27 protein-coding genes, 3 tRNA genes and 1 pseudogene are annotated in these 25958 nt (G+C 61.2%); 13 read left to right on the forward strand and 18 right to left on the reverse strand.

All coding sequences use genetic code 11. The features are described from left to right. Positions 1 to 521 precede the first annotated feature (521 nt). The 3 genes from HMPREF3157_RS09425 to HMPREF3157_RS09435 all read right to left on the reverse strand — a co-directional run bounded on the left by HMPREF3157_RS09425 (position 522) and on the right by HMPREF3157_RS09435 (position 4236). Positions 522 to 845 carry a hypothetical protein gene (locus tag HMPREF3157_RS09425; protein WP_070436201.1) on the reverse strand — a complete coding sequence of 108 codons (324 nt, stop codon included), beginning with the start codon at positions 843 to 845 and terminating at the stop codon, positions 522 to 524. A 1350-nt stretch (positions 846 to 2195) separates the two neighbouring features. Beyond that, positions 2196 to 3431 carry a M48 family metallopeptidase gene (locus HMPREF3157_RS09430; protein WP_016664921.1) on the reverse strand — a complete coding sequence of 412 codons (1236 nt, stop codon included), beginning with the start codon at positions 3429 to 3431 and terminating at the stop codon, positions 2196 to 2198. Positions 3432 to 3606: 175 nt separating this feature from the next. Next, the gene (locus tag HMPREF3157_RS09435; protein ID WP_016664922.1) at positions 3607 to 4236 is read right to left on the reverse strand and encodes a superoxide dismutase; all 630 of its coding nucleotides are present in this window, start codon (positions 4234 to 4236) and stop codon (positions 3607 to 3609) included. A 117-nt stretch (positions 4237 to 4353) separates the two neighbouring features. Between HMPREF3157_RS09435 and orn the strand changes: the two genes are divergently transcribed. Then, positions 4354 to 4980 carry an oligoribonuclease gene (orn, locus tag HMPREF3157_RS09440; protein ID WP_256365837.1) on the forward strand — a complete coding sequence of 209 codons (627 nt, stop codon included), beginning with the start codon at positions 4354 to 4356 and terminating at the stop codon, positions 4978 to 4980. Between the two features lie 39 nt (positions 4981 to 5019). After that, positions 5020 to 6300: an AGE family epimerase/isomerase gene (locus HMPREF3157_RS09445; protein ID WP_070436203.1), complete on the forward strand. Its 1281-nt coding sequence runs from the start codon at positions 5020 to 5022 to the stop codon at positions 6298 to 6300. On the opposite strand, the gene HMPREF3157_RS09450 is transcribed toward HMPREF3157_RS09445, so the two are convergent. The 7 genes from HMPREF3157_RS09450 to ribD all read right to left on the reverse strand — a co-directional run bounded on the left by HMPREF3157_RS09450 (position 6278) and on the right by ribD (position 10937). Further along, positions 6278 to 7162, reverse strand: coding sequence for a DNA-methyltransferase (locus HMPREF3157_RS09450; RefSeq protein ID WP_016664925.1), 885 nt, complete (start codon positions 7160 to 7162; stop codon positions 6278 to 6280). The two genes, HMPREF3157_RS09445 and HMPREF3157_RS09450, sit on opposite strands and share 23 nt — an antisense overlap. 74 nt (positions 7163 to 7236) lie before the next feature. Further along, positions 7237 to 7309: transfer RNA gene (locus tag HMPREF3157_RS09455), tRNA-His, on the reverse strand. A gap of 89 nt (positions 7310 to 7398) precedes the next feature. Further along, a complete protein-coding gene (ribH, locus tag HMPREF3157_RS09460; RefSeq protein WP_016664926.1) occupies positions 7399 to 7881 on the reverse strand; it encodes a 6,7-dimethyl-8-ribityllumazine synthase in 483 nt (160 codons plus the stop codon). Positions 7882 to 7906: 25 nt separating this feature from the next. Beyond that, the gene (locus tag HMPREF3157_RS10575; RefSeq protein ID WP_016664927.1) at positions 7907 to 8530 is read right to left on the reverse strand and encodes a GTP cyclohydrolase II; all 624 of its coding nucleotides are present in this window, start codon (positions 8528 to 8530) and stop codon (positions 7907 to 7909) included. Then, positions 8527 to 9162: a 3,4-dihydroxy-2-butanone-4-phosphate synthase gene (ribB, locus tag HMPREF3157_RS10580; RefSeq protein WP_016664928.1), complete on the reverse strand. Its 636-nt coding sequence runs from the start codon at positions 9160 to 9162 to the stop codon at positions 8527 to 8529. The genes HMPREF3157_RS10575 and ribB overlap by 4 nt, the downstream gene beginning before the upstream one ends. Continuing rightward, the gene (locus tag HMPREF3157_RS09475; protein WP_070436204.1) at positions 9159 to 9809 is read right to left on the reverse strand and encodes a riboflavin synthase; all 651 of its coding nucleotides are present in this window, start codon (positions 9807 to 9809) and stop codon (positions 9159 to 9161) included. Before HMPREF3157_RS09475 ends, ribB begins: the two co-directional genes overlap by 4 nt. A 3-nt stretch (positions 9810 to 9812) precedes the next feature. Next, a complete protein-coding gene (gene ribD / locus HMPREF3157_RS09480) occupies positions 9813 to 10937 on the reverse strand; it encodes a bifunctional diaminohydroxyphosphoribosylaminopyrimidine deaminase/5-amino-6-(5-phosphoribosylamino)uracil reductase RibD (protein WP_070436291.1) in 1125 nt (374 codons plus the stop codon). Between the two features lie 790 nt (positions 10938 to 11727). Here ribD and HMPREF3157_RS09490 point away from each other — a divergent pair. After that, entirely contained in the window at positions 11728 to 12015 is a 288-nt protein-coding gene (locus HMPREF3157_RS09490; RefSeq protein WP_070436206.1) for a hypothetical protein, read from the forward strand. 341 nt (positions 12016 to 12356) lie between these two features. On the opposite strand, the gene HMPREF3157_RS09495 is transcribed toward HMPREF3157_RS09490, so the two are convergent. The 3 genes from HMPREF3157_RS09495 to HMPREF3157_RS09510 form a co-directional block, all read right to left on the reverse strand. Continuing rightward, a complete protein-coding gene (locus tag HMPREF3157_RS09495) occupies positions 12357 to 12575 on the reverse strand; it encodes a helix-turn-helix domain-containing protein (RefSeq protein ID WP_070436207.1) in 219 nt (72 codons plus the stop codon). Positions 12576 to 13129: 554 nt separating this feature from the next. Further along, the gene (locus HMPREF3157_RS10870) at positions 13130 to 13384 is read right to left on the reverse strand and encodes a transposase (RefSeq protein ID WP_197736232.1); all 255 of its coding nucleotides are present in this window, start codon (positions 13382 to 13384) and stop codon (positions 13130 to 13132) included. 2006 nt (positions 13385 to 15390) lie between these two features. Next, complete coding sequence (locus tag HMPREF3157_RS09510; RefSeq protein ID WP_126846445.1) at positions 15391 to 15642, reverse strand: hypothetical protein; 252 nt, start codon at positions 15640 to 15642, stop codon at positions 15391 to 15393. Positions 15643 to 16487: 845 nt separating this feature from the next. Between HMPREF3157_RS09510 and HMPREF3157_RS10960 the strand changes: the two genes are divergently transcribed. Then, entirely contained in the window at positions 16488 to 16727 is a 240-nt protein-coding gene (locus HMPREF3157_RS10960; RefSeq protein ID WP_168161706.1) for a helix-turn-helix domain-containing protein, read from the forward strand. Here the strand turns inward: HMPREF3157_RS10960 and HMPREF3157_RS09515 are convergent. Continuing rightward, positions 16693 to 16766, reverse strand: a tRNA-Lys gene (locus HMPREF3157_RS09515). The two genes, HMPREF3157_RS10960 and HMPREF3157_RS09515, sit on opposite strands and share 35 nt — an antisense overlap. A gap of 135 nt (positions 16767 to 16901) precedes the next feature. Between HMPREF3157_RS09515 and HMPREF3157_RS09520 the strand changes: the two genes are divergently transcribed. The 6 genes and pseudogenes from HMPREF3157_RS09520 (at position 16902) to HMPREF3157_RS09540 (ending at position 21230) form a co-directional block, all read left to right on the forward strand. After that, positions 16902 to 17798, forward strand: coding sequence for an NAD-dependent epimerase/dehydratase family protein (locus tag HMPREF3157_RS09520; protein WP_016664938.1), 897 nt, complete (start codon positions 16902 to 16904; stop codon positions 17796 to 17798). Between the two features lie 93 nt (positions 17799 to 17891). Continuing rightward, entirely contained in the window at positions 17892 to 18791 is a 900-nt protein-coding gene (locus tag HMPREF3157_RS09525; protein WP_016664939.1) for an ABC transporter ATP-binding protein, read from the forward strand. Continuing rightward, on the forward strand, positions 18791 to 19537 hold the full coding sequence (locus tag HMPREF3157_RS09530; RefSeq protein WP_016664940.1) for an ABC transporter permease: 747 nt from the start codon (positions 18791 to 18793) through the stop codon (positions 19535 to 19537). The genes HMPREF3157_RS09525 and HMPREF3157_RS09530 overlap by 1 nt, the downstream gene beginning before the upstream one ends. Then, entirely contained in the window at positions 19537 to 19932 is a 396-nt protein-coding gene (locus HMPREF3157_RS10585; protein WP_016664941.1) for a hypothetical protein, read from the forward strand. The genes HMPREF3157_RS09530 and HMPREF3157_RS10585 overlap by 1 nt, the downstream gene beginning before the upstream one ends. Next, a complete protein-coding gene (locus HMPREF3157_RS09535) occupies positions 19929 to 20627 on the forward strand; it encodes a sensor histidine kinase (RefSeq protein ID WP_016664942.1) in 699 nt (232 codons plus the stop codon). The genes HMPREF3157_RS10585 and HMPREF3157_RS09535 overlap by 4 nt, the downstream gene beginning before the upstream one ends. A 29-nt stretch (positions 20628 to 20656) precedes the next feature. Beyond that, positions 20657 to 21230: pseudogene (locus HMPREF3157_RS09540) on the forward strand (response regulator). Between the two features lie 27 nt (positions 21231 to 21257). Here HMPREF3157_RS09540 and HMPREF3157_RS09545 read toward each other — a convergent pair. The 4 genes from HMPREF3157_RS09545 to HMPREF3157_RS09560 are packed head-to-tail and all read right to left on the reverse strand — an operon-like array spanning position 21258 to position 24441. Then, complete coding sequence (locus tag HMPREF3157_RS09545) at positions 21258 to 22976, reverse strand: cation:proton antiporter (RefSeq protein ID WP_070436210.1); 1719 nt, start codon at positions 22974 to 22976, stop codon at positions 21258 to 21260. 44 nt (positions 22977 to 23020) lie between these two features. Then, positions 23021 to 23773, reverse strand: a complete 753-nt coding sequence (locus HMPREF3157_RS09550) for an SDR family oxidoreductase (protein WP_016664945.1) — start codon at positions 23771 to 23773, stop codon at positions 23021 to 23023. A gap of 33 nt (positions 23774 to 23806) precedes the next feature. Beyond that, complete coding sequence (locus tag HMPREF3157_RS09555; RefSeq protein WP_070436292.1) at positions 23807 to 24100, reverse strand: GroES family chaperonin; 294 nt, start codon at positions 24098 to 24100, stop codon at positions 23807 to 23809. Positions 24101 to 24126: 26 nt separating this feature from the next. After that, entirely contained in the window at positions 24127 to 24441 is a 315-nt protein-coding gene (locus HMPREF3157_RS09560) for a hypothetical protein (RefSeq protein ID WP_016664947.1), read from the reverse strand. A gap of 105 nt (positions 24442 to 24546) precedes the next feature. Here HMPREF3157_RS09560 and HMPREF3157_RS09565 point away from each other — a divergent pair. From HMPREF3157_RS09565 to HMPREF3157_RS09575, 3 genes are all read left to right on the forward strand, one after another. Then, positions 24547 to 24628 (forward strand) — tRNA-Leu (locus HMPREF3157_RS09565). A gap of 43 nt (positions 24629 to 24671) precedes the next feature. Next, a complete protein-coding gene (locus tag HMPREF3157_RS09570; RefSeq protein WP_070436211.1) occupies positions 24672 to 25400 on the forward strand; it encodes a histidine phosphatase family protein in 729 nt (242 codons plus the stop codon). After that, positions 25397 to 25933 (forward strand): DUF4916 domain-containing protein, encoded by a 537-nt coding sequence (locus HMPREF3157_RS09575; RefSeq protein WP_016664949.1) that lies wholly within the window; start codon positions 25397 to 25399, stop codon positions 25931 to 25933. The genes HMPREF3157_RS09570 and HMPREF3157_RS09575 overlap by 4 nt, the downstream gene beginning before the upstream one ends. Positions 25934 to 25958 lie beyond the last annotated feature (25 nt).

Genomic DNA, 25958 nt, shown 5'->3' on the forward strand with positions numbered 1-25958 from the left:
CACGGGTGAAGCAGCGCATTTATCAAGTGCGCAGGCCACGACGTCATGCATAGTATCGTCAGTACTACGAGCGGCCACGCAATTCTTACGGGCCACAACTAGAGCAACTGACTCACGGATGAAGATCTAGATCCAAAGTCGAAATACACATGAATATACAATCTCGGACATTGGCAACAAATGGATAACCAATCGCCACATAACTCACAATAGAAGTAATGCGCCTCGAGAGATCAAGGGCTTCAGCACGCAGGCAAGGTTGACAAAAATCGATAAATTCGATAACAAACGACACCTAACTAGATCTATTACATGAGCAAATCACTACGACAACACTCTCCCGACATGGCCGTGGCATGCTCAGTCGAAAACAAGTCGTAAACACGAGGAGATCGAAATACCAGAAAAGCCTTGTTCTATGCGACTAGGCATACAAACCTCTAATAATTCATGAATGGCAAATGCAACTAAAGGCTATCAAGAACACACCAATGATGCTGGCGAAGGAGTCGCAGAGACGATCAAAACTCGAGATTGTTGCGCATCTCTTCCGAAACGACCTCTACGAAGTCATTCATGGCTTCCTGTGCCATTCGCCCCAGCTCAGTTCCTGTCGTCTGCAAAGCAGGATCTGTAAGATCAACCGCTTGCGCAGCGTCAACCATCCGACCATATGCCCGACTGATGCGCATAAAAGACTCCTCTAAAGCGACTTTACTTAGCATGAACATGCAATCATTGAGCTCCGAATAGGTTCGATCTAGAGATTCAATGTCAGCTGGTTCTCCATCGAGCTCTTTTATGTTGCTATCTCTCATCGTCCGCACAAAACGGTACGAAGCCATACAAAGATTCTCATAGGCAACGTCACGAGATGATGCGATGCGCTCCTTTCGCCAGCGCCTAAAAGCGAGGACCGACGTAAGCCAAGCGACTGCCGCCGAGACTAGGAGACTTGAGAGGATGGACCAAAGCATTTCGTTCAACTTCCGAATTTTCGAGATTGAGTCATGTCGAATGGACTCTGGAAATTAACTATCGATAAACATCGATGGCGCTTTCATTAGCACTCAGTTAAAAACATTTTACATCAATCCAACCCCACATAACGTGGACACCACGCTTATTCTCTGATTTTCGGATCTTCGACAGGTCAGGCCTATATCCGCTCCAGCAACTCATCGACATTGTCGCGTTAACAGCGCCGCCAGAAAACATGACTCTGTTGATACACGCGACGATGAACATAGACCATCGAACTACTATCTCTCCATTGTGACAAATAGTCCTGTAACTTGAGCAACCTTGGCTGTCTACCCCGGTTATGCACTCAATCTCCGTGTCACGACTATCACGCTCAACACACGTATCACAGTTGGCTTTTGGACATCCGGTTGGATTCTCAGATTGCACCTACACCCAGGAAGCTAACCCACCCAGTGTCTCGGATGACAAACAGCGCCCGGTGGATACCTTCTGCCTATCTACGATGGTCATTCCGTCCACGGAGGAATTTTCTTTGGGGATAAGCAACTGGACATTGCTATCAACAGCGAACTGGGTATCCATTAGTAAGCCCTCGGAACTTTGACACGCAAGTCGCTAACGACTAGGTCTGCTTTATCCTTGAGCAGAGACATGTTCTCAAAGCAAGACCTCATCGTTGTTGAGATGTCCTACTTGAGTTCCTGAGGGCTATCTATGCCGATTTCATCTGTCAGGACGCACAGTTACGTCCTAACACTACGGCGCGACTATGCTCATGAGGCTTAGCTCGTCATCGGAGGGAAAGAGCCGCTCAGATGCGGTGGTCTCTAGTCGTAGGTTGCGCCTTCCGCGTATAGCTAGCAACGAAAAGCTTCTTTAGCTCGTAAAACTCAGCGTGGCAGCGAAAGAATTTGTCAACGTTCTCCATTCGGAGCCTTAATACGCTCGAAATAGAGCCGTTGCTCCAAGTTTTTTTGGCGCTTATCAGACGCAGCAAGTTCTCGCATTCAGATTCCAACCATCTCACGTAGCGCTCTTCTTAGTTCGTAATCTCGAAATTTACAATGCTTTTCTACTCGGCTCCTTGCAGTCTAGGTCCCGCTAGATCTAGAGGATTCCGGACCCACAAAATCCACTGAGATTCGGCCTACTCCATCCGGGCTACCGAATCAGGTGCACAAACGCTTTCGCTTTGTGATCCGTGCGGATCAGTGGGCTCCCGGCTTGCGGGATACGAGAGGGTTAGCCGCTTCGGCCGACGGTTGCCGCACCTGTAGCGGACGCATCTGCTGCGGCTCGGGGTAGGACTGACCGAAGGGGAAGCGACCAAACTGTTCCTCCCCGATCACATGCCCCTCTGCCCGGGCCCGGTCAAGGAGTGCGAGCGCCTCCTCGGGGGTCGGGTACTTGCCGCTGAAGGTGGAGCCGGCGGGAAGGTAGGGCTCGAAGATTCGATTCTTGGGACGCAGCCACATCCGCCCGGGCTTGGAGCGATCTCGTAGAGCGTGGGCGCGCCACGTGATGACCGGGTGGGTCACCGAGAGGTTGACGAGGTGGATCCACAGGCCTTTTTCGGTTGCGGCGCGATCGGCGAGCTCATGCACGTTGACGTGCGCGTTGAGGTACTTTCCTCCCGAGAGAAGGGCCATCGTTCCGGGTGCCCCCGCGGGCACGTGGGCGTAGCCGTAATTGTCGGCCGTGTACTCCTGGGCACGAGACAGGGCCTTGCCGAGGATCGGAATGCGCATCATGAAGTTCGAAAACAGCAGGCGGAAATACGAGGTGTGGCCGGCAGCGTGGTGGCCAACCTCGTGCGCGATCACAAAGCGAAGGGCCTCGGGGTCGCGGACTTTGCCGCCCACTTCGAAGAGGTCGGAATAGACACACACGAAGCGCCTATAACCGTGGCCGGCGGCAAAGGCGTTGATCATGCCGTTGCCGGAGAGGACGTAGGCGTCGGGTACGCGGCGCATTCCGAACTGTTCGGCAGCTTCGGCGACCATCCGGTATCCCTCGGGGAACTGCGTGGGGCTCATGCGCACGCCGGAGGCTCGAAGCTGCGCGTACATGAGCGCGCGGGCGATCCATAGCACCCATGGGATCAACATGAAGGCAACGAACAGCTGGATCCCGATGGAGATGGGGCTGTAGGGGTTCGAGAGCCCGCCGTCTGCCGACTCCCCCTCGAAGGCGGGCTGGATGCTCGACCACTTTCCCGTCGCCGCCATGTAAATGATGAACACGACGGCACCGACCCACGCGACGAAGAGAAGGCACGTGATGAGAACTCCCACGGCAAACAGCGGGATGTCCCACGGATGCCGAAGGGAAAGATCCCCCAGCAGCCCGTGGCGCGTGGAGCCGTTAAAAAGGCCCGGTTTCCCTGCCGGTTTCGTGTGCTCGCTTTCGAAGGTGGGCGGGTCTTGAGATTCGATTTCGGTCATGACTCCACCGTAACAACAGCGATCTTCCGATCCCTACCGCACCACCAACGCGAGAAGAGTGGCGGCGAAAGAATGATTGTGGCGTGTTGGTGCCTGCTGCCGATGGGGCATAGCGCGCGAAAGCACAAAGGTGGGGCGCCGCCGTCGCGACGCCCCACCCACATGACTGAGATGCTCAGGCCACCGGGGTGATGAGGCCCTTCGTCTGGGAGGTCGCGCGCGAGAAGCGCTCAGCGACATCGGCCCAGTCGACGATGTTCCAGAATGCCTTCACGTAGTCAGCCTTGACGTTCTGGTAGTCGAGGTAGAAAGCGTGCTCCCACATGTCGAGGAGGAGCAGCGGCACGGTTGCCGCTGCAAGGTTGCCCTGGTGGTCGTAGAACTGCTCGATGATGAGCTTCTCGCCGAGCGAATCCCATGCGAGGATTGCCCAGCCGGAGCCCTGAATGCCGAGCGCGGCAGCGGTGAACTGGGCGCGCAGGCCATCAAACGAACCGAAGAACTCTTCGACTGCCTGAGCGAGCTCACCCTCGGGCTTGTCACCGCCTTCGGGCGAAAGGTTCTCCCAGAAGATCGTGTGGTTCACGTGGCCGGCGAGGTTGAACGCGAGGTTCTTCTGAAGCTGGTTGATCGTGCCGAAGTCGTTCTTGTCGCGAGCTTCCGCGAGCTGTTCGAGCGCCTGGTTCGCGCCGTTGACGTACGTCTGGTGGTGCTTATCGTGATGCAGCTCCATGATGCGGCCCGAGATCGAGGGCTCGAGAGCGGCGTAGTCGTATCCGAGATCGGGAAGAGTGTATTCAGCCATGGTGGCCACCTTTCTTCGACGCTGACGTGCGGGGCATGCGCAAAGCACATACGCACAGGTGAAACCCTATCGAGTCCCATTGGGTGTTCAGTGTGAACTCGGGTTTACGATAGAGGCGTGAGTTCTACAACGACGAAACCAGGTAACGACCGCATCATCTGGGTGGATTGCGAGATGACGGGCCTCGATAAGACAAACGATGCTCTTATCGAAGTCGCCGTTCTCGTGACCGACGGGGACCTCGAAATCCTCGGCGAAGGGGTGGATGTCGTCATCAAACCCCCGGCAGGCGCGCTCGAGTCGATGGATGATTTCGTGCGGAACATGCACACGACTTCGGGTCTGCTCGAGGAGCTCGACGGTGGCATCACCCTCGTCGAAGCCGAGGAGGCGTGCCTCGCCTATGTCAAGGAGCATTGCCCCGAGCCCGGCAAGGCGCCTCTCGCGGGCAATTCGGTGGGCACCGACCGCGCGTTTATCGAGCGCGATCTTCCGAAATTCGCCGAGTTCATGAGCTACCGCACGATCGACGTCTCAAGCCTCAAGGAACTCGCCAAGCGCTGGTTCCCCCGCGTGTTCTTCAATACGCCGGAGAAACACGGCGGCCACCGCGCGCTCGCCGACATTCGCGAGTCGATTCAGGAGCTCAAGTACTACCGCGAAGTGCTCTTCGTGAAGGAGCCCGGCCCCACGAGCGACGAGGCCCGAGCAGCCTCGAAGAAGTTCGAGATCACGCCTCAGTAGACTCTTCCCGCACTCTCACACCACACAGGAGTTTTGACAATGACGACACCCCTCCTTCTCGAAGAAACGAAGACCGACCCCGCGCATGCCGCGTGGCTTGAGGAGGTGGGGACGGATCTACTTGAGTGGGGCGCGGCTTCGCGCACGGAGCATGGCTTTGGATGGCTCGACTCAAGCGGCACTCTCGATCCGGATCACGACCTCGAACTGTGGATCAATTGCCGCATGACGCATTGTTTCGCTCTCGCGAGCATCCGCGGCACCGAGTCCTCTCGCGATTATGCCGAACTCGCAGCTCACGGCCTCTCGGCGCTTTCGGGCGCGTTCCACGATGACGAACACGGCGGTTTCTACTCGATCATCGCCCGTGAAACGGGTGAGCCGGTCGATGATTCAAAGCAGGCCTACGCCCACGCGTTCGTGGTACTCGCCGCTTCGAGTCTCGTCGAGGCAAAGATCCCTGGCGCGGGCGAACTCCTTGAAACCGCGCTCGAGGCGCATGCACGCTTTTTCGAATCCGAACACGGGATGTTTGCCGACACCTACTCGCGCGATTTCTCGAACTGTGAGGACTACCGCGGGATCAACGCGAATATGCACAGTGTCGAGGGACTCCTCGCAGCCTCGGCAGCGACCGGCCGCCTCGAGCTTTTCGAGCGCGCCGCGGTCATCGTCGAGCGCGCGCTCGCGTTCGCGAAGGGCAACGGCTGGTTCCTGCCCGAGCACTTCACGACCGCGTGGGAGCCCCGCCCCGACTACAACCGGGAGGAGCCCGCCCACCCGTTCCGCCCCTATGGTGCAACGATCGGCCATTCGTTTGAATGGGCGCGCCTCGCCCTGCACACCGCGGCCGGTTTCGAGGGGCAGTTTTCCGACGCCACCCGGGCTCAGGAACGCGCCTCAGCTTTGCGCGACGGCGCGCTCGCCCTCGCCGAGAAGGCATGTGAGACGTGGGGCATCGACGGTGACGGCGGCTTCCCGTACACGGTGGACTGGGATGGCTCACCCGTCGTGCACGAACGCATGCACTGGGTCGTCGCTGAGGCCATCGGTGCGGCCGCTGTGCTGTTCCGCACGAACGGCGATGCCGTCTGGGAAGAACGCTATGAGTCCTGGTGGCAGTGGGCGAAGACGACAACCATCGTTCCCGGCAGGCTCGGCAGCTGGGTCCACGAGCTCACCGCCACGGGCGAGATCAGCGAAACGACCTGGAAGGGCCAGCCAGACATTTACCACGCCTACCAGGTCACGCTTATTCCGCGCCTGCCCGCATGGCCGCCTCTCGCTCACGCCGTCGCTACGGAAGCTCGCTCTCGATAAACCGCGCGTTCGACCCCGCGAGCCTTCGCTGCATCACGTCGAAGGCTTGCGGGTTCGAGTCGATCGCAAGGAACCGTCGGCCCAGTTTGTGCGCGACCGAAGCGGTCGTACCCGAGCCGGCAAAGAAATCGAGCACCCAGTCGCCCTCGCGACTGCTCGCTTGCACGATTCGCCTGAGAATCCCCTCGGGCTTTTGGGTCGCGTAGCCGGTCTTTTCGCGCCCCGTGGGTGACACGATCGTGTGCCACCACACGTCGGTGGGAAGTTTTCCCCGCTCAGCTTTTTCTTTCGTGACGAGGCCGGGCGCCATGTAGGGCTCGCGATCGACGTCCTCCGAGTTGAAGAAATAGCTTTTTGGGTCCTTGACGTACACGAGGATCGTGTCGTGCTTCGCGGGCCATCGCTTTTTCGTACGCGCTCCGTAGTCGTACGCCCAGATGATCTCGTTGAGAAACGACTCGCGGCCAAAGAGCGCATCGAGGAGAACCTTCGCATAGTGCGCCTCGCGATAGTCGAGGTGGAGGTAGAGCGTTCCCGACTGGGCGAGCACGCGATGTGCCTCGATGAGCCTCGGTTCGAGGAACTCCCAGTAGTCCTCGAACGCGTCGTCGTAACCGTAAAGGGCGCCCTTGATGCTCGTGTAACTGCGCCCTTTGAAACCGACTCGCGAGCCCTCGGTGCCGTCGACTGCGCGCACAGTCTGGAGGGACTGGCGCTGTTGGCGCCTGCCCGTGTTGAACGGCGGGTCGATGTAGATGAGCTGGATCGACTCGTCCGGGAGAGTGCGGAGTACCTCGAGGTTGTCGGCGAGCACAACGCTCGAGGCAGCGCCCTCTCCCACGAGGGCCTTTGTGTCGCTCATGTGTCCTCATTTCGCGAGTGCCGGTTTTGCGCGCTTAAAGGAAAGAGCCCCTCGCTCGAGGGGCTCTTTAGCGGGGTGATCGACGGGATTTGAACCCGCGACCGCCTGGACCACAACCAGGAGCTCTACCAACTGAGCTACGACCACCATTGTGCGGGGTCTCCCGCAACGGATAAATACTTTACCCGGCCACCCCGGGACTTCGCGAATCCTTGCAGGAGAAAGGGATGTGAATCTCACCGCATGTCAGAAAGCGGGGCGAGGGCGCGGAACGTGCGGATAGCCGCCTCGGCCGCGGCATAGCCAGCGTCCTCGCTCGCGCCTTCCACACCCGAACGGTCAACGGCCTGTTCGCGGGTATTGACCGTGAGCACGCCATTGCCCACGGGGGTGGACTCATCGAGGGCGACGCGTGCGAGAGCCTCCGTCGTCGCGCCGGAAATGTACTCGAAATGCGGGGTCTCGCCGCGAATCACGACGCCGAGCGCAACCACGACATCGCACGTGCGCGCAAGCGCTTGCGCGGCAACCGGGAGCTCGAACGAGCCGGGCACACGAACTTCCGTCACCGTGCAGCCCGCATCGGCGGCCGCGCGCCTGGCACCGTCGAGCAAGCCATCCATGATGTCCGCGTGCCAGCTCGCCGCCGCGATACCGATCGTCGCCGGGCCGGCATCATGCGTGCCAAGCGCCGCGGAGGGGGTGCCGTATCCAGCCATAGGGTTCTCCTTCGATGTCGTGGGGTTAGTCGTGCGAGGGGGCGAGGCGATGCGCCATCTTCTCGCGTTTGGTTTCAAGGTAGCGCCTATTTGCCACGCGCGGTGCGATGACGCTCGGCACGATCTCGGCAACGTCGATGCCGAGGCCCGCAAGCGCGCCGTCCTTTTCGGGGTTATTCGTCATGAGACGCACGCGCCCCATGCCCAGGGCGCGAAGAATGTCCGCCGCATCGTCGTAGCGGCGCGCGTCGACGGGCAGGCCTAGGTGGACATTCGCCTCGACCGTGTCGTCACCGAGATCCTGAAGGTGGTAGGCGCGAATCTTCTCGAATAAACCGATGCCTCGCCCTTCGTGGCCGCGCATGTAGATCACGGCCCCGCCTTCGCGCTGGATCGTCTCGAGCGCTTTTTCCAGCTGCTCGCCGCAATCGCACCGGTACGAGCCGAAAATATCGCCCGTCGCACATTCGGAGTGCACGCGCACGAGAGGAGGCTGGGAAGCGTCGGACCCCTCCCCCGGCCAAGCGGCGCCACGCGCGAGCAGACTCACGTGTTCCGCATCGCGACCGCGCCACGCACGCACCTCAAACGTGCCGAGAGGCGTTGGCATCTGAATCGGCTCAGTGCCGCAAACGCGCACCTCGCTCACTGGGCTGCCTCGCGGGCGTCGCGATCCTCAAGATACGCCGTGAGCTGCTCAATCGTGATGATGCCCAGCCCGTGCTCGCGAGCGAACGCCGCGAGGGCTTCCGCGTGCATCATCGATCCGTCGTCATACACAACCTCGCCGATGAGCCCCACGGGCCTCAGGCCCGCAAGCCGCGTGAGTTCAACAGCGGCCTCGGTGTGGCCGGGGCGCTCGCGCACGCCGCCGTCCTTCGCGATGAGGGGAAGGACGTGACCTGGGCGAATGAGGTCTGCCGCGCTTGCGGTCGCGAGCGTACGCGCAGTGATCGCCCGATCCACCGCGGAAATACCCGTCGCTTCAACCGCGCGCGCATCGCAGCTAATCGTGTAGGCGGTGCGCAGCGGATCCTCACTGTTCGGAACCATGAGCGGAAGCTCAAGGGCAGCGGCGCGCTCAGCGGTCATGGGCGCACACAGGTACCCGGAACTGTGCCGCACAAAGAAACCGACCTTCTCGGGGCTCGCGAGCTCGGCGGCCATGATGAGATCGCCTTCGTTTTCACGGTTCTCGTCGTCGAGCACCACGAGGATCTCTCCGCGCGCCAGCAGGGCGAGCGCCTCGTCCATAGGAGTCAGGTCAATCGCAAAGCTCATTTCGTGCACTCCTTGCGAGCGGCGCGCACGGCTACTAGACGCGCCGTGTATTTGGCGATTACGTCGGTCTCGACGTTCACTCGGGTTCCGACGGTTGCCTCGCCGAGCGTCGTAGCCTCGAGCGTCTCGGGGATGAGGGCCACCTCGACGAACGCGGGGCTCTCCCCCGGCGTATTCACGGCCGTGACGGTGAGCGAAACACCATCGAGGGTGATCGAGCCCTTTTCGGCGACCTGCTCTTCAAGGTTGTCGGGGATCTCGATGCGCATGCGGCGCCACGTCCCCTCATCGTCAATGCGGGCAACGGCTCCCACGCCGTCGACGTGCCCCTGCACGATGTGGCCGTCGAGGCGGGCGCCGACCTCGGTGCAGCGCTCGAGATTCACGCGGCTTCCGACGGCGAGGTCGCCGAGGCTCGTGCGCGCGAGGGTCTCCCCCATGGCGATCGCGGTGAAGCGAGCCTCCTCGCCCTGGGTTTCGGGCGTTTCAATCGCCGTCAGGCACACGCCGTTCACGGCGAGAGATCCGCCGAGCGCGAGGCCGTCGAGCAGAGGTGCCGGTGCCGCGAGGGTGAGGCGCGCCGCGTCGTCCGCCCCTTTCTCAAGCCCCGTCACGGTGCCCTTCGCGCTGATAATTCCTGTAAACATTGTTCACTCACCTTTCGTGGGAGTTTGCTGCCGCGCACGCGGGATCGCGTGGAAGAGAAGATCTGAACCGCTCACATGGAGTGATTCGGGAACGATGTCGAAGTCGAGCCGGTTCTTGAGGGTTCCGATACCGAGGCCCGCGACGGAGGGCGTGCCCGCGCCGAGCATGGTCGGAGCCTGATGGATCCAGAGGTCGTCGACGAGGTCGAGCTTGAGCGCCGCGGATATGAGGCGCGGACCGCCTTCGATAAGGAGGTGCTCAACTCCGTGGTCGGCACGGAGATTTTCGAGTACGCCGCGAATATCGTGCGTGCGGTAAAGAAGGGGGCGTGCGTGTTCAGGGCCCTGTGCGGCTTTCGCGAGCCACGAGTGTGGCTCGAGCGGGCTTTCACCGATCACCACGCGGCGCGGTTGACGAGCGCCGAGGCGGCCGTGCGCGTCGCGTGCCGTGAGCGCGGGGTCATCGGCGCGCGCGGTTCCCGTGCCCACGGCGATCGCATCCACGGTGCTCCTGAGCGCGTGTCCCTCTACACGGGCGTCCTCTCCGGTAATCCACGCGTTCGTGCCATCGACCGCTGCTACGTATCCATCGAGGGTGTGCGCGATCTTTGCGGTGACGAACGGACGCGACTCACGCGTCGCCTGGAACCAGCGGCGGTTCAGTTCCGTTGCGCGGGCAGTGAGGCCCCCTCCGACGCTAGCCGGCAGCGCGTCACTCCACAGACGGGTGTCGATGCCGGCGCTACGAAGAATGGCACTACCGTTCGCGGCGACGTCGTGCGGGTCGCGAACGGCGTAGAGAACGCGGCCGATGCCGGCGTCGACGAGAGTGCGCGCGCACGAGGGCGTACGGCCGGCGTGGGCGCACGGTTCAAGAGTCACGATGCAGGTCGCACCGTGCACATCGAGGCCACGTTCCCGGGCGGCTAAGAGGGCATCTGCTTCGGCATGCGGGGTTCTCGCTCCTCGGTGAAAACCTGTGACAAGGAGCTCCCCGGAGGGACTTAGGAGCGCTGCGCCAACGCGCGGATTGGCACCGAGGGGTCCGCGGCGCGCCTGTTCAAGCGCGCGCTCACACCCCTCAAGCAGGGCGCTTTCGCGCGCGGCGTCGTGAGGGGGCTGATTCATGCCCATGGTCCTCGCCTCCCGCATCGCTCATCTCGATCGATGGTCCGGGAGAAGGGAAAACTGCGAGAGCACGGCGCGTAAAAGCGGCATGCTTCGCCCGCATGAACCTCCCATCCAGACTGTACTGTCGGCACCGGAATTCCACCGGTCAGGCCCAAGGCTCGCCCCACGGAGTGAAACGCGCCCGGGTTAGCGGGCTTTCACCGCCAGTTCGGAATTGCACCGAGTTCCCGGAACATGCGCCACCAGTTTAGCGCGCATGCGGGAGGGAACGACAAAACCCCCGCTCTTCCGAGCGGGGGTTTCCGTGTCGTGCGCCATCAGGGATTCGAACCCCGGACCCACTGATTAAGGTGTTCTCCCACCCGAGTCGTTTTTCTCCGTGTAATTGGCCGTGTGCATATCCTTCGCGAGCGGGATCGACGCGCACTGGCGGAGCCGAAGCCCCTTCGATGGCGTCAACAAAGCGGTCGCGGGCCGGACGAGTCGAGGAGCCGCTCTCTCCCCTACATCGAGGAGGACCCCCATGTTTTCCGCTCCTTCATCATCACGGATCATGACGAGGTCGAAGGTGACCGAATTGCCGAGCTAAAAGGGCTCCCTGAGCCCTCCTCCATCGCGCAGAACCCGTACACCGCAGCCGAACACGACGTTATGGGTGAGCTCTTCAGCCGCGGCCGCAGCTGCGCAGCCGCAATAATCGCGGAAGAGTCTGTTGCGACCTCTCAAAAGACCAAGAAAATCATCACTTCCATTCCGCCTGCCCGCAGTGCTGCTAAAATGCACCAAGATGGAACGCATCACCTTTGGTTGGGACTACACGAGCTGGCCGATATTTAGCAGCACGACCGGCAGCGATCCGTATCCAGACATCCGCTCCCAAATATCTCCCGATCTCGCCAATGCTCTCGCGCAGTGGGCCGAAGAGATGTGCGAAGCGTATGCGGATGAGACTGGTCTCGTCCGACCATCACCTTCAACAGCCGCCAAACTCGATAACAAGTTTAATGAGCTGACTTCACGACTTCTCGCTGAAGGAATCGACGTTGAGCAAGACGCTCGTTGGTGGCATTCGTAACCACTGAGTGGATGTCAACGCAGTCGGCCTACGATCGACGTGAGTTCTATGCAGGTCGCACGTTTCCGCACCTTTGTCAGGGCAAGCGCTGCGGGTAGGGGTATGCGCGCCGCGTTCCCAAGGGGCAGTTTTGGCATGCGCGCGGAAATAAACGCGCAGGGAAACAATCATGCTCAAACGCAAGTGCTCACCGCGGCATAGGCGACTGGAGACCAGAACCGGTCGTTTCACATAATATTTGGGGCACTTTGCATCCGGTTGCACCAAAAACCAAATGACACTACAGCACAACGCGGGTCAATCCACATATCGGAAGGTCCTAGGAGCTGCGTAAAGACAGTTCAATTCGTTGGCGGCTCTGGGTCAAAGCGCAAGATGTCTCCGGGCTCGCACTCGAGCGCCTGACACAGAGCCGCCAACGTGGAGAACCTAATGGCCCGAGCACGACCATTTTTTAGGACACTTAGATTTGTCGGAGAAATATCTACACGCTCCGACAATTGCTTAACCGTCATTTTCCTCTGGACTAGCAAAATGTCTAAATCGACTCTGATGGCCATCAGACTAAACCTTGCATGTCAGTTTGCATAACAAGATAGGACCGTGCGGAGGACCTCAGGGCGAGAGTAAAGCAGACCGACGCTACACCAACAATGACATTCGCTGCCAGAAGTAGAACAATCCCTGGCCCGCCTACCTGCACGACCGCAAGAAGATGAAGCAGCACTAGAGCTGGAATTCCGAATACTCCGCAAAAAAGGACAGCTATACCCAGCAGCAAGTTCGGAGTTCGTAGCGGGAGTAGCTGCTTTGTGCGCAGTTCCCGCACGAGGAAAAAAGTAATGACAAGCACGCACTCGAGGCAGAAGAGAACTGCTATTCCCGCAAGCGCGTAGGGAAGAGTGAGAGGCGCGGTCTCCGCGTACGCCCCTCCGAAGGCCTCGGTTAGCTCGGGAAGAAGGATCTGGAGCAGGAGGCAGCCTAGGAGCAGTGCTATGAGTGCGCCTTCACTGGCGCGGCCAACCAATCGTGACATGTAACGATTATCGGTAATGACGTAACGATAGTCAATATGCATCCGAGAGCGAACAGCCTCAAGACTTGAATGAACTGGTCACCGTGGGCGGCGTTGCCGGGGATGGGCACGGGTGAGCCAGGAAGGAACACTTGGCCACCCGCACCCATGGTGTTCGTGTGAGCGGGGTCGGCGGTTGCCGTCATCGATATCGGCCTGGCGGATCCATTTATGGAGCGCCATCTCGTGGATTCCGAAGTCCTTCGCGATCTGCGCGAGCGTGACGCCGTCCTCACGGGACCGGGCCACCCGTACGACGTCATCGCGGAACTCTCGAGGGTAGGGAGCGGGCATAGGGCACATCGTTCCAGGCCGCCCTGCGGGCAAGCCAGATCAGATGTCACCTTTCCGCGCAGCAGTCCCTCCTGATTGCTTTTCAAATCGCGCTTAGACTCCTGCGCCGAGGAAGAGCCTGGTGCATACGTTGTTGGGAGGTGCTCGTGCGTCGGCTACATCTGCCTGTTGATGGGTGCGCTGCCGAATGTGATCGCATCGGCAGCGCACCCGCCGCGGGGGCGTTTTCAGCCGCCCGAGGCCCTAGGAGTCGACCCGGTTGGGCTCTGCCGCAGTGCGCGTGCTGCGGTTCGGTCCGCGTTCTGCCTCTCGTGGCGGCGACGGCTGTGAGTGTGCACTGCGTGCCTTGAACACGAAGCCCCCGGTCGCGACAAGGACTGCGAGTGCCCCAATGCTGGACCAAATAGCATGCGTCTGTTGAGTGAAGGCATCACTTACTGCGATGGAACTCGATACGCCTAAGCATATGCCGAATAGCGCACCGATTAACCGGTCTTTCATCATGGCGGTTCCTATCTCTCGGGCCGTCGTGTTAGGGAAGGCGCATGCACGGAACGCAGACATTGGGGGCGCCAAACTTTGAACAGCATGCTCGCAACGCGGGACCGCATGAAGCGAAGGCGCACGCTAGGCAGAGGGCGATACCGGCGCCGGTGGGAGATGAGGCGCATGGTGCCGCGCATGTAGCGCATCCTGCTGCTCGCTCCAGACACTGCATGACGTTCTTTGACTGGCAGGATCCACTCACCTGATAGTTCGTCTTCGCGCAACCGCCACAGGGATCTTTCTTTGATGCTCTCGCTGTGTGAGCATCGTACGTGGCAGCTAATTGGGCAGCTGGGATTGGCTTTTCCGCGCGACCATTGACACTTGCGGCTGAAAGGGAGAGAGCGTCTTTTTCCTGGTCATACCTATATATTTCGACGCCGACTCCGGTGGAGCCGTCTTCGGCGGTCTCTTTTGTATAAACGAGGAACCGAGAGTCGGGAAGCTGGAGGGCTGCGACGGACCGGTGGGAGCCGTCGCTGAAGCTTGTCCGGGCGAACTCCGATTGCATTGCTTCGGGCGCATCGGGACGCTGCCCGGCCTCGGTGGCCTCCTTACCACGTAATCCCTTCTGAGCGATGGCTGTGCTCCGCGGGAGACTCGTTGCCAGGTCGAGGTCAAGTGCGGCGAGGGCAGCTCTTGTGTTGCTATCTTCCGAAAGCTCTTGCATCAGCTCGTCGATGCTGGGCTGGTCGAGACCACTAGTCTTGGACTTTAGCGGCTTCGGCTCGAGGGCATGCGCCACCCCTGAGCCAACCCGTGTATGGATGGTTGCAATGGTAGCGACGGCCGCGAGCCCGGCTGCGCTTTGAAGCGCGGCGCGCCTACTGAAGAACCGTCGCTCCGCATGAGGAGTAGTAAATGCTAGATGTTCATTATTGCGGTGAACTCCGATAATTCGGGCCAGAAGGGACGTAGTCGGGCCAAAGCGGCGGGCCATGAGAGCAACAAGCCGCGGGCCTGAGTATACCTTTGGGGTAGTACGATTGAACGTGATCGCCACGGGGATGTGTGGCGGGTTTGGGCCGAAGCGGTTGATGCGGATCTGTTCGACCTCTGGGTCGGAAAGAGGTCGTGCGAGGAGTTTGCCGTTGGTTTCCTGCTCCAGTGAGTGAGAGATGGCGCTACATTCCCCGCACCCTGAATCAAAGGCGATGTAGGTTTCCGAATAGTCCAGTGAGTCCTGCGTCATTAATAGTCCAGTGAGTCCTGCGTCATTACTGTACTCCTGTGGCTTTTTCGGAAGGCACCGGTTGGTCACCCCTGAGTCAAACTAGCAGCCGACTCTAGTGTGGTCAAGATCTCAAGTGAGCTTCCTCTGAACTCCGGGCCAGTTCTAAGGACCAAGCATGGGGAGTTGGTCAAACGTGTTGCTCTCGGAGATCGGTTTGGATTTCGTGAACAAACGAGGTGTGTAGTCGGGCGGCGATAGCCCTTTGTGGAGGCGCATACCGCCGAGGCTATTTCCCGACTAACCTGGCCGCGATGACGTCGTCCGTGTCGCCCTGAACCGTGAGCACGGCACCCACCTGAAGGACATCGCCGAGGACTTCGGCACCAGCTTCTCCTGCCTGACGAACTGGGTCCGCCAGGCCGAGGCCGAGGCCGGCAACAAGTCCGGCACCACGAAAGCCGAAGCCGAAGAACTCCGCGCCGCATCCCCACGCCCCCAGATGCCCATGAGCACCACTGAAACGTGGCAACCGAGCCACCCGCGACACCACGAGCCCACGCATCCTGCATCAGCACATGGTCAAAACCGTCGCCGTCATCAGCACGCGACAGCTCCGAAAACCGTGTCACCGCCTCAACTCCAGGCCCCACCTGACGAGACCCAACCCCCATCACGTCCTCAACCGCAGCCCGATCAAGATTCGTCGCGACACTCGTAATCACGTAACCGAGAGGGTTATCCATCGCCAGCAACCGCGCCGCGAAAACCCCTAAATCACCGCCACCGCAGCCAGCCACAACCAAGACCGCTTCGCTCACGCAGTCCCCACTGCATTCGAGCGTCGAAGACTTAGCTGAAAGCACTTCACCGATGAGCTCCACGAACTCAGGACCTGCTTCGCCGTGCCAGCCGTCTTCGGCTAGCCCGCCCAAGATTCCCCGAAACCTCGCTTGGTCAGTCATCGCGCTACCGCCTACTGCGCCGAGCCCTCGTCGGACTCACGCGCTTGCTCGGCAGCTTCACCCCATCGGCGAAGCATTTGGCCGCGAACGTTAATTTTTTCGTCAGTCGCGGCTCGTAAGGACAATGCGACTTCGTCCCAGGTCGCAGGCCGAACGGAACGCCTTTGGTCCATTGCCCAGTCATAAAGTCCGGGGTAGCCCTTTTGTGTGAGCAGGATGTCTGCAATTCGAGCACTAGTAGTCATAAGGACAACGGACTACTATTTTTAGTAATCTCGCACCATCTTAAATACAAATTGGTAACGATGCAGTTAGCGCCCACCCTGAGGGTATGTTGACACTGAATCAGGTAGGAATCATAAAGCAAACGGTAGACGAACGAATTTCTGCGGCCACTCGCGCACTGGTAGCACTCCACGGCATGAGGAACGCCGACCTAGCAGATGTGCTTGGCATCGGGCAGAACTCTGTGTTTATGAAGTTGCGCGGCGACTCACCTTGGAAGGCGGCTGAGGTGGCACCGGTGGCGGAATACTTCGGTGTGCCGATCTCTATCATTTTCGATGGGATGGCTGCCGTTAACAATGAAGAAGCCCCCGCTCTTCCGAGCGGGGGCTTCCGTGTCGTGCGCCATCAGGGACTCGAACCCCGGACCCACTGATTAAGAGTCAGTTGCTCTAACCAACTGAGCTAATGGCGCCTAACGAAGAAATACTTTACGCCGCACTGTGCCGCTTGCGCCAATCGAGCCTGGCTTTTTATGCCGAAGCACACATTCAGTGCCGCCACTTAGACTGTGACGGTGAGTCGTAGCCGAACCATAAGGAGCTGAGCGGTGAGGATCGCAGTCACGGGTGCCACGGGAGTCCTTGGGCAGCAGGCTGTCGAGGCCCTCGTCGCGGCCGGGCACGAAGTCACGGGTGTCACGCGTCGCGAGCGCGGCCTTCCCATTGTCGAGGGGCGCGGCGCTCACGGCGTCATCGCCGATGTCTTCTCCGCAAGCGACCTCGAGCGCGCCTTTCGCGGCCACGACGTCGTGATCAACACCCTCGCGAAGATCCCCACGGGAATGGGCGCACTTCGCCCCTTCGCCTGGCGCGAGGACGACCGTCTCCACCTCGAGGCTTCCGCAGCAATCGCGAAAGCAGCCGCACGCGCGGGCGTTCGCAAACTCATCCAAGAATCCTCGATGTTCATGTACCCCGATAACGGGAGCAAATGGATCAGCGAGGATCACCCTCTCGCCGTGAAAAACCAGGCCTTCAAACCCCGCGTGCGCGAAATGCGCGCGGCGGTCGACTTCGCGGAAAATGGACGCAGCGCCGTCATCCTCCGCCTCGGGCAGCTGTACGGCCGCGACCCGGGCACCACCTACGCTCTTCGCAAGACTCGCGAGGGCGAAGCGGTTCTCCTCGGCAAGCCGAGCGACTACATCACTCTCGTGCACCACATCGACGCGGGCCGAGCCTTCCTCGCGGCCCTCGATGCCCGATCCGGCTTCTACAACGTGGGCGGCGAGCCCATTACCCGTGCACGATGGGCGAAGGACCTCGGTCGTGAGGCGCGCGCGGGCATGGATGCGAAGTTCTTTCCCGCAGCAACCCAGGCCGTACTCCCCGCAAAAATGGACGTGCAACGCCGCTCGCTGCGGGTCTCCTCGATTCGATTCATGCGCGAAACGGGCTGGCGACCCACGATCGGGCCGTCGAGTCTCGGCTGGTCGCGGATCTAAACCGCCGACGCACGACGATTCATGACACCTGTCACGTCAATGTCGTGACAGGTTCCGATAGCGAGAAATTCGTGCCTGAAAAAGACTTGAGGCATGAACGAAGTAGCAGTGGAGATCACGGGGATCCGTAAACAATTCCCCTCGGTGCTTGCCGTCAACGACATCGACCTCACGGTCGAGCGCGGCGAGATTCTTGCGTTTCTCGGGCCGAACGGCGCGGGAAAAACCACGACGCTCGACATGGTGCTCGGGCTCTCGCAACCCTCGTCGGGGAACATCCGGGTGTGCGGCACCACGCCGCACGAAGCGATCAAGGCCGGCAAAGTCTCCGCGCTTTTGCAGACGGGCGGACTCATTGCCGACATCACGGTGGGAGAAACCGTCGATTACATCGCCTCGACCTTTCCGAAGCCCACGATGGGCCGGCGTGCTCTTGAGCTCGCGGGCATCACGGACCTCGCGGATCGCAAAGTCAAGGCGTGTTCAGGCGGCGAGCAGCAACGCCTCAAATTCGCGCTTGCTCTCCTGCCTGACCCCGAAGTGCTCATCCTCGATGAGCCAACGGCCGGGATGGACGTCACCGCTCGCCGCAGCTTTTGGGATCGCATGCAAGCCGAAGCAACCGTCGGACGCACCGTCATTTTTGCCACCCACTACCTCGAGGAGGCCGAGCAGTTTGCCCGGCGCGTCGTTTTCATCTCCGAGGGCTCGATCGTGGCCGACGGCCCCACGGATCAGATTCGCGATCTCACCGGCGCGCGCGAGGTGCGCGTGTGCGCGAACCATCCCGAAACTGTCATGGCCGCCCTTCGCGAGCGTTTTCCGAGCCAGCGCGTTGAGATCAATGGTTCGAGTGTGGCGACCGTCAGCAGCGAAAGCGACAGCGTGGCCCGGTTCCTCCTCGCCATGGATGGCGTGAGCGCACTCGAGATTTCACGCCCCTCCCTCGAAGACTCCTTTGTTCGCCTCACACAAGATCGGAAGGTCAGCTAATGTTTGCGATCGAACTCAAGCGCCAATTCAGGGATCTCGTCAATCTTTTCTTCATCGTCGGTCTGCCGGTCATCATTTACATCGCTATCGGCACCACGAATGAATTTGCCGATATCGAGATCGGCGATGGCAATATCGCGATGACAATCATGATCGCCCTCGCCGCGTACGGAGCCGCAAGCGCGACAACCGGCATCGCCACGCAGGCTGGCGTTGAAAAAATCCGCGGTTGGGGCAGGCAGCTCGGGCTCACGCCGCTGAGCGACATGCGCTACGCCGCGGTCAAGGTGGGAGTTGGAAGCATCATCGCTCTCCTCCCGCTCGTGATCGTGTATGTGATCGGCGCCCTCACCAAAGCGGAGGCCCCGCTCGAGGATTGGATTATCTCGTTCCTCATTCTCTTCGTGGGTTCAATGATGTTTGGCTTCTACGGCCTTATTTTTGCCTTCGCCATGCGAAGCGAGGGCGCTGCAAACGCCTCCACCGGCCTACTCGTGCTGTTCGGCTTCCTCGGGAATCTCTTCGTTCCCCTCAGCGGCACGCTTCTCCAAATCGGCCGGTTTACGCCGCTTTACGGGTATGCAATGCTCGCGCGATACCCCGTCACCCATGGGAAGATGTATTCCACCGGCCCGGGCTTTTACGAGGACCCGCTGTGGTACGGCCTCGTCAACGTAGCGGTGTGGCTCGTGATCTTCGTGGTCCTCGCCCTCATGCTTGCCCGGAAGACTCGCGAAAGGCAGTAATGCTCGAGAACAGGGACCAGGGAGCCACCGTGGAGCATAGGCGCGCAATCGCGTATGCGATGTCGCTCGTGTGGCTCCTTTTCCTCGCCTTTCCGCTGGTGACGGCCTTTCAGGGAGGGCTTCCGACGCTTGCCGGCGCACTCTCGATCCTCCTGACGCTCGCGTTTGCCGCGCTTTACGCGGCATCAATGATTCGGCACTTTCGCGATCCCGATAGGATCACCGAATCGCTCACGTGGCAAAGCGTCGCGTTCATCGCGCTACTCATCGCGATGTGCGTCGCGCAAATGTTCCTGATCGGCACGGATGCCTTCTCACTCGCGGTCTTCGTCGTGCCTGTGTCTGTCTTCCTCCTCCCCCGCGCCCCGGTTACATCGCAGGCGCGTGCGTCGTGATCGCGATTCTCGCCTATCCCGTATACGCCCGAGAGTTCTGGCTATTGCCGTTCGGCATCATCGCTTCGGGCGTGTTCCTCGGTTGCGCGGGATCGGTGTTCTTCACCAAGGCTGCCCTCGACGACTCGCGAGTCGCCTCACAGGAGGCTGTTTTGGACGAGCGCGAAAGGGTTGCGCGCGACATTCACGACGTACTCGGGCACACCCTCACCGCGATCGCGCTCAAATCCGAGCTCGCCGAGCGCCTCGTGGAGAAGGATTCGGCTGCGGCCAAGCGCGAGATCGCCCTCATCACCCAACTCTCACGCGAGGGCATTGCCGACGTGCGCTCCACGGTTCTCGGCCTTCGCGTGCGTCAGCTTGGCGCCGAGCTCGAGCAGGCGCGAACCGTTGCGCGCGAAGCCGGGATCGAGCTCGCGGTACGCGGCGACGCCACCGACGTCGACCCGCAGTACAGGACCCTCTTTGCGTGGGGCCTGCGCGAGGCAATGACGAACATCGTGCGCCACTCGCACGCCACAAAAGCGGTCATCACGATTCGCCCTCACAGCATCGACATCACCGACAATGGCGTAGGGTTCTCGGGCACGAGCGGAAACGGCCTGCGCGGCCTACGCGAAAGAGTCGAAGGCGCGGGCGGAACGCTCACACTCACGGGCGGCGAAGACGGGACGACAGTGCAGGTGCGAATGTGATCAGGGTTCTTATAGCGGACGACCAGGCGATGGTGCGCGGCGCCCTCGCGGCGCTCCTGAGTCTCGAGGACGACATCGACGTCGTTGCCGAGGCCTCGAACGGCGAAGAGGCACTCGCGATTGCGCGCACAACCGACATCGACGTTGCGCTCGTGGACATCGAAATGCCCGGCCTCGACGGCATTGAGACAACCGCAGCGATCGTGCGCGGGGGGGCTCGATGTGCGTTGCCTCATCGTGACGACCTTTGGCCGGCCCGGCTACCTTCGCCGCGCCCTCGATGCCGGTGCAAGCGGTTTCGTGGTGAAGGAAACTCCCGCTGAAAAACTCGCCGACGCCGTGAAGAAAATCCACGCGGGCCAGCGCGTCGTCGATCCCGCACTCGCGACCGAGTCGCTTTTCGACGGAGCAAACCCCCTCACCGAACGCGAGCAAGAAATCCTGCGCATCGCCCGCGACGGCGACAAAATCTCAAGCATCGCGAAAAAAGTTCACCTGAGCGAGGGAACGGTGCGAAATTACCTATCCTCAGCTATCCACAAAACCGGCGCCGCGACGAGGGCTGCCGCCGCAAAACGCGCCAACGAACGAGGATGGCTCTAGAAAGAAGGCAAGCGTCGGGCGCCCCTCTCATACGCGCGAACGCGCGTTAACCTCGAACCTATCGAGCATGTCCTCTACCGCGTGAAACGCGTGATGGGAGTAAGCGCCCACCGAACGCTCCTCCTCGAGAGCGAGCCGGAGCGCATCCAGATAGCGCGTGAAGAGCGCCCAGTAGACATCGCGCGTATCCCTCTCGAGCCGCAGAGCTTCCGTGTTCGTGCGGTTGTTGAGCGCCGCCATGCGCCTTTCAAGCTTCGTGATGACGTGCGGCGGAACCGGCTGGCCGTCGATCGTCTGCTCGGCGAGGGGGCCGAGCTCACGGTTGACCGTCTCCAGCATGCTCCTCACGAGCATCTTTTCCTCGTGCCGCCGCTCATCAATGCCGGGTGCCGCAAGACCCGTTGCGCGAATAACGAACGGGAGCGTCCCCCCGAAGAGCAGCAGCGACCCCACGGCCACGAGGAAGGCGACAAGTATGACCGCGCCGCGATACTCGACGAGCTGACCTCCCGCAACATATGGAAGGGTTTGGATCGCCGCGAGGGTCACGACTCCTCGCATCCCCGCCCATGCCAGCACGATTCCGCCCTTCGGCGAAATCTGCTCGGTGAGCGCGTAATCAATGTCGGCACGGGTGCGATTGAGCCATCGCGAGCTTTCCGATTCCCAGTTCGAACCGAAGCGGTTACGCGCACGCTGCTCGCCCTTCTCGGTGAGGCCGCCCTTGAGCGTGTGCCCGAGCGCGCGGGCACGGGCCTCGCGGTGATTCGACATCCACACGACAACCGCGACGCCACACGCACGCAGCACGATCAACACGGCGAGCACAACGAGCGCCATGAGCCACACGCGCCCCAGGCTTCCACTCACGCGCGAGTCGTTCACGAGCCGCGCCACTTGCATGCCCATGAGAAGGAACACCGCGTGCTCGAGCACGTAGCTCGTGGTTGCCCAGGTCGAGCGGACCATCGCACGTTCCTCCGCGTTGAGGGACCGCGGCGCAAGATGGGACATCACTACCGCGGTGACGACGACCGCGATCACGCCGGACGCATGCACCTGCTCCGCGGGAACATACGACGCCCACGGGCTCGCGAGAGTCACGATGGTGACAAGCACCGGGTCGTTGAGGCGGCCACGAGCCCAATTGATGACCCGACCGGTCACATACCCGATCGCCAGCCCGCCTGCGACGGCCCACAGGAAGCCGAGGCTCGCTTCAACGAGCGAGAACCCAGTCGCGAGGGTCGCGACCGCCATCCGCATCGTCACGAGAGCGGCCGCGTCGTTGAAAAGGCTCTCCCCCTCGAGCAAAGTCATGAGGCGATCGGGAAGGCCGAGGCGCCGGCCGATGCTCGTCGCCGCGACCGCATCGATCGGCGATACCGCGGCCCCGAGTGCGATGGCGAGTGGAAGGGAGATCTCGCAAAAAAGCAGGTGCACGATCACGCCCACGAGGACGGCCGGCACTATGACCATGACGATACTGAGCCACGCAATCGGCTTGAGATTTCGTCGAAGCTCAATCACGGGCACGTTGCGACCCGAGGCGAAAAGAATCGGCGGAAGCACGCCGAGAAGAACCATCTCGTTCGTGAGTTCAATGTCGGGAATCCACGGCGTGAAGCTCGCGACGATCCCGAGCACGAGAAGGAGGAGCGGCGCCGCGATGCCGGTGCGGCGCGAGAAAAGTGCGGAGGCAACGAGGACGGTGAGCCCCACGAGCGCGAGGACGATGAGTTCCATTTATGGCTCTTTCCTCGTGCGCGCGGGGCCCACTGTCATAATGCTTACTTCGCGTCCACCTGCGCGAGGAAGTCCTGTGCGCCGCCCACGAGCTCAATGTGCCCCGTGGGCAGGTCGGCCGTCGCGAGCTTCGCGATCTCTTCTGCAAACTCGCGCACCGAGTACAACTTCCCGGCTGCCTCGCGACGTGCCTCGAGCGCACCCGGCTCCATGCGGTTGAGGAGGGTTGCCGTGACCGTTCCCTCGATCATGTCGCCCGAAACGACAACGAAGCTCACGCCTTTTTCGCTCATCTCGGGGATGCGCGACGTCAGCTCATCCTCGCCCGCGCGCTTCGACTTCGCGACCGCATCGTACGCGTCCATGGTGTCAACCTCGTTGATGAAGTGCGCCTGGTGGCTCGTCACGAAGATGACGCGACCGCCGGGATTCATGCGCGAGAGCGCAGCGGTGAGTGCGTTCGATTGTGCGTCGCGGTTGAGGCGAAGCGCGTAGTTGTCGCCGAGATCCTTCTCCATACCGCCCGAGGCGTTGAGAACGAGCAGATCGAGCGAACCAAACTCGTCGATCGCCGTTTGCATGAGGCGGTCGAGATCCTCTTCGTTCGTGAGGTCGGCGCCCACGGCTACGGCGCGACCGCCGGCCTCTTCGATTTCTTTCACGACCTTGTTCGCCCGCGGCGCCTTTTGACGATAGTTGACGACGACGTTGTAACCTTCCGCGGCGAGAATCTTCGCGGTGTCAGCACCCACGCCTCGCGACGACCCTGTGATGACGGCGGTTTTTGTGGTGGTCATGAATGATTCCTTCCAATCGGAGGAGCAAGAGGTTCAGAGATAGAGGCCGGTAACGTCGCCTTCGTGCGCATCTTCGTACACGGCGTGTACGTCGCGTTCGCGAAGGAGCACGTATACCTTCGCGTCGAGTTCGACCTCGGCACGGTCAGCCGGATCAAAGAGCACGCGATCGCCTACGCGCACCTGGCGCACGTTGCTACCGGCGGCGACGACGTTCGCCCATGACAGGCGAGTCGACACGCTTACGGTTGCCGGGATCAGAATCCCGGACTTGCTGCGGCGCTCGCCCTCGGGATCCGGCTCGACCAGGAGGCGGTCGTGAAGCATCCGGAGCGGAAGCGCGGGTGTGTCACTCACTTCTGACGGTAGTCCCGGTCGAAGTAGTCGCCGTCCTTCGGCGTGCGCGTCACGAGGACAATCGCGCCAGCGGTGATCGCGAGGAGGCCGAGAGCACCACCGATGAGGCCCGCGACCGGTGCGGGCTTCACGGCGCCGCTATCGGCGACGAAAAAAGACTTCGCGGTATCCGAAGCTTCGTTCTTCCAGCGCTGGATGGCGTTGACGGGGTTGATGCGGTCGAGCAGCTCGTCGATGTCAGCGGCGAGATTGTCCTGGCGGCGCAGGGCCTCGCCCTTCATCTCCTCGAGGCTTTCCTTCTTCTTTCCCACGAGTTCCTCCCGGGATGTATGGTCGCGTGGTCGTACCGCTCGAGTCTACCGGTCGTCGGCTGGACTTTCACCGCGACCCCTTGGCCGGGTAGGCTAGGCGGGTATGCGCACGTGGCGGAATTGGTAGACGCGCTGGATTTAGGTTCCAGTGCCCTCGGGCGTGGGGGTTCAAGTCCCCCCGTGCGTACTCCCTCTCATCTCGACAACGCGCCAGCGTTGAGGAGGAAGCGATGACCCTGATTGGCCTCGTCCGTCACGGCCAGACGGACTGGAACCTCGCGCACATCTTCCAGGGGGCAAGCGATGTTCCCCTCAACGCGACCGGGGTGGAGCAGGCCCATCGCGCTCTCGATTCCACCCCGGAGTTCGCCTGGGACGGCGTCATGAGCTCACCTCTCATTCGTGCCCGCCTCACCGCCGAAGTGATCGCGACCGACCACAGCCTTCCGTTGATCGGCGTCCACGAGGGGTTCCGCGAAGTCGATTTTGGCTGGGCGGAAGGCAAACCCAGCGCCGAGGCCTACGCGGCCTATCCAGAGCGTGATTTTCCCGACCGGGAAAGCGTCGATGCCGTCCTCGAGCGCGCATGCGCAGCGGTGCGCGACGTATCGGCGCAGCACCCCGATGGACGGATTCTCGTGGTCGCGCACGGGACTCTCATTCGATACCTGGCCAGTGCCGTCGCACAGCGCGACTTCACCTCGCTCCCTAACACCTCGCTCACGCTCCTCGAGGTCTCCCCCACGCTCTGGCGAGTCCCTATGATCGCGGGCTATTCGCTACGCGAACCATTCGAATGGGCACACGAGGAGGGTGCGCTCCCCCGCTTCGATCCCGCCTGGGACGCGCCAAGCGGCATTGACCCGGCCACCCTCCCGCTCGCCGAACGCTCCGCACTCGAGGAGTACCGCCCGACAACCGAAAAAGCACCGAGCCACACCACCGAGGAGTCACGATGACGCGCACCGCAGTGGGAACCGAATCCAACTGGTTTGACGACGACGAGATCCGTGAGCTCCGTCGTAAGCTCCCGATCCTCTACATCGATGTCGTCCCCGTTCGACTCGACCCCTACGGGGCGATCAAGGACATCGGTCTGCTTCTTCGCGCCGACGGTTCCGGGCGCATCATTCGCTCCCTCGTCTCTGGCCGCGTCCTCGTGCACGAGAGCCTTCGCGAGGCCATCATTCGCCACGTCGAGAAGGATCTCGGTACCGTGGCGCTTCCGAAGGTCCCCACGTCGATGGTGCCTTTTACCGTTGCGGAATACTTCCCCACCCCGGGCCAGTCGCCGTTCGTGGACCCGCGCCAGCACGCGGTTTCACTCGCGTACATCGTTCCCGTCGAGGGCGACTGCGCCCCGCAAGAAGATGCACTGGATCTCGGGTGGTTCGATGCGGCGACGATCCTTGAGTCAGCCGTCATGAACGAGCTTGAGCAGTCGCATGCGATTCTCGTGCGCCGCGCCCTTGCAGCCGGGGGCATCAACTAGCAGCACACGCCTAGCGTCTCAGGCA

The organism is Dermabacter sp. HMSC06F07 (genome assembly GCF_001807345.1).
Lineage (GTDB): Bacteria > Actinomycetota > Actinomycetes > Actinomycetales > Dermabacteraceae > Dermabacter > Dermabacter hominis.

Coding starts and splice junctions, on each gene's coding strand:
- HMPREF3157_RS09555 (WP_070436292.1), bottom strand. CDS start 24,100: ATGCTTCACGACCGCCTCCTGGTCGAGCCGGATCCCGAGGGCGAGCGC.
- HMPREF3157_RS09545 (WP_070436210.1), bottom strand. CDS start 22,976: ATGGAACTCATCGTCCTCGCGCTCGTGGGGCTCACCGTCCTCGTTGCC.
- HMPREF3157_RS09490 (WP_070436206.1), top strand. CDS start 11,728: ATGGAACGCATCACCTTTGGTTGGGACTACACGAGCTGGCCGATATTT.
- HMPREF3157_RS09435 (WP_016664922.1), bottom strand. CDS start 4,236: ATGGCTGAATACACTCTTCCCGATCTCGGATACGACTACGCCGCTCTC.
- HMPREF3157_RS09495 (WP_070436207.1), bottom strand. CDS start 12,575: ATGGCCATCAGAGTCGATTTAGACATTTTGCTAGTCCAGAGGAAAATG.
- ribB (WP_016664928.1), bottom strand. CDS start 9,162: ATGAGCTTTGCGATTGACCTGACTCCTATGGACGAGGCGCTCGCCCTG.
- HMPREF3157_RS10585 (WP_016664941.1), top strand. CDS start 19,537: ATGCTCGAGAACAGGGACCAGGGAGCCACCGTGGAGCATAGGCGCGCA.
- HMPREF3157_RS09475 (WP_070436204.1), bottom strand. CDS start 9,809: ATGTTTACAGGAATTATCAGCGCGAAGGGCACCGTGACGGGGCTTGAG.
- HMPREF3157_RS09575 (WP_016664949.1), top strand. CDS start 25,397: ATGACGCGCACCGCAGTGGGAACCGAATCCAACTGGTTTGACGACGAC.
- HMPREF3157_RS09570 (WP_070436211.1), top strand. CDS start 24,672: ATGACCCTGATTGGCCTCGTCCGTCACGGCCAGACGGACTGGAACCTC.
- HMPREF3157_RS09550 (WP_016664945.1), bottom strand. CDS start 23,773: ATGACCACCACAAAAACCGCCGTCATCACAGGGTCGTCGCGAGGCGTG.
- HMPREF3157_RS09445 (WP_070436203.1), top strand. CDS start 5,020: ATGACGACACCCCTCCTTCTCGAAGAAACGAAGACCGACCCCGCGCAT.
- HMPREF3157_RS10960 (WP_168161706.1), top strand. CDS start 16,488: ATGAGGAACGCCGACCTAGCAGATGTGCTTGGCATCGGGCAGAACTCT.
- HMPREF3157_RS09430 (WP_016664921.1), bottom strand. CDS start 3,431: ATGACCGAAATCGAATCTCAAGACCCGCCCACCTTCGAAAGCGAGCAC.
- HMPREF3157_RS09450 (WP_016664925.1), bottom strand. CDS start 7,162: ATGAGCGACACAAAGGCCCTCGTGGGAGAGGGCGCTGCCTCGAGCGTT.
- HMPREF3157_RS09425 (WP_070436201.1), bottom strand. CDS start 845: ATGGCTTCGTACCGTTTTGTGCGGACGATGAGAGATAGCAACATAAAA.
- HMPREF3157_RS09525 (WP_016664939.1), top strand. CDS start 17,892: ATGAACGAAGTAGCAGTGGAGATCACGGGGATCCGTAAACAATTCCCC.
- HMPREF3157_RS10870 (WP_197736232.1), bottom strand. CDS start 13,384: ATGCCCGCTCCCTACCCTCGAGAGTTCCGCGATGACGTCGTACGGGTG.
- HMPREF3157_RS09530 (WP_016664940.1), top strand. CDS start 18,791: ATGTTTGCGATCGAACTCAAGCGCCAATTCAGGGATCTCGTCAATCTT.
- ribH (WP_016664926.1), bottom strand. CDS start 7,881: ATGGCTGGATACGGCACCCCCTCCGCGGCGCTTGGCACGCATGATGCC.
- ribD (WP_070436291.1), bottom strand. CDS start 10,937: ATGAATCAGCCCCCTCACGACGCCGCGCGCGAAAGCGCCCTGCTTGAG.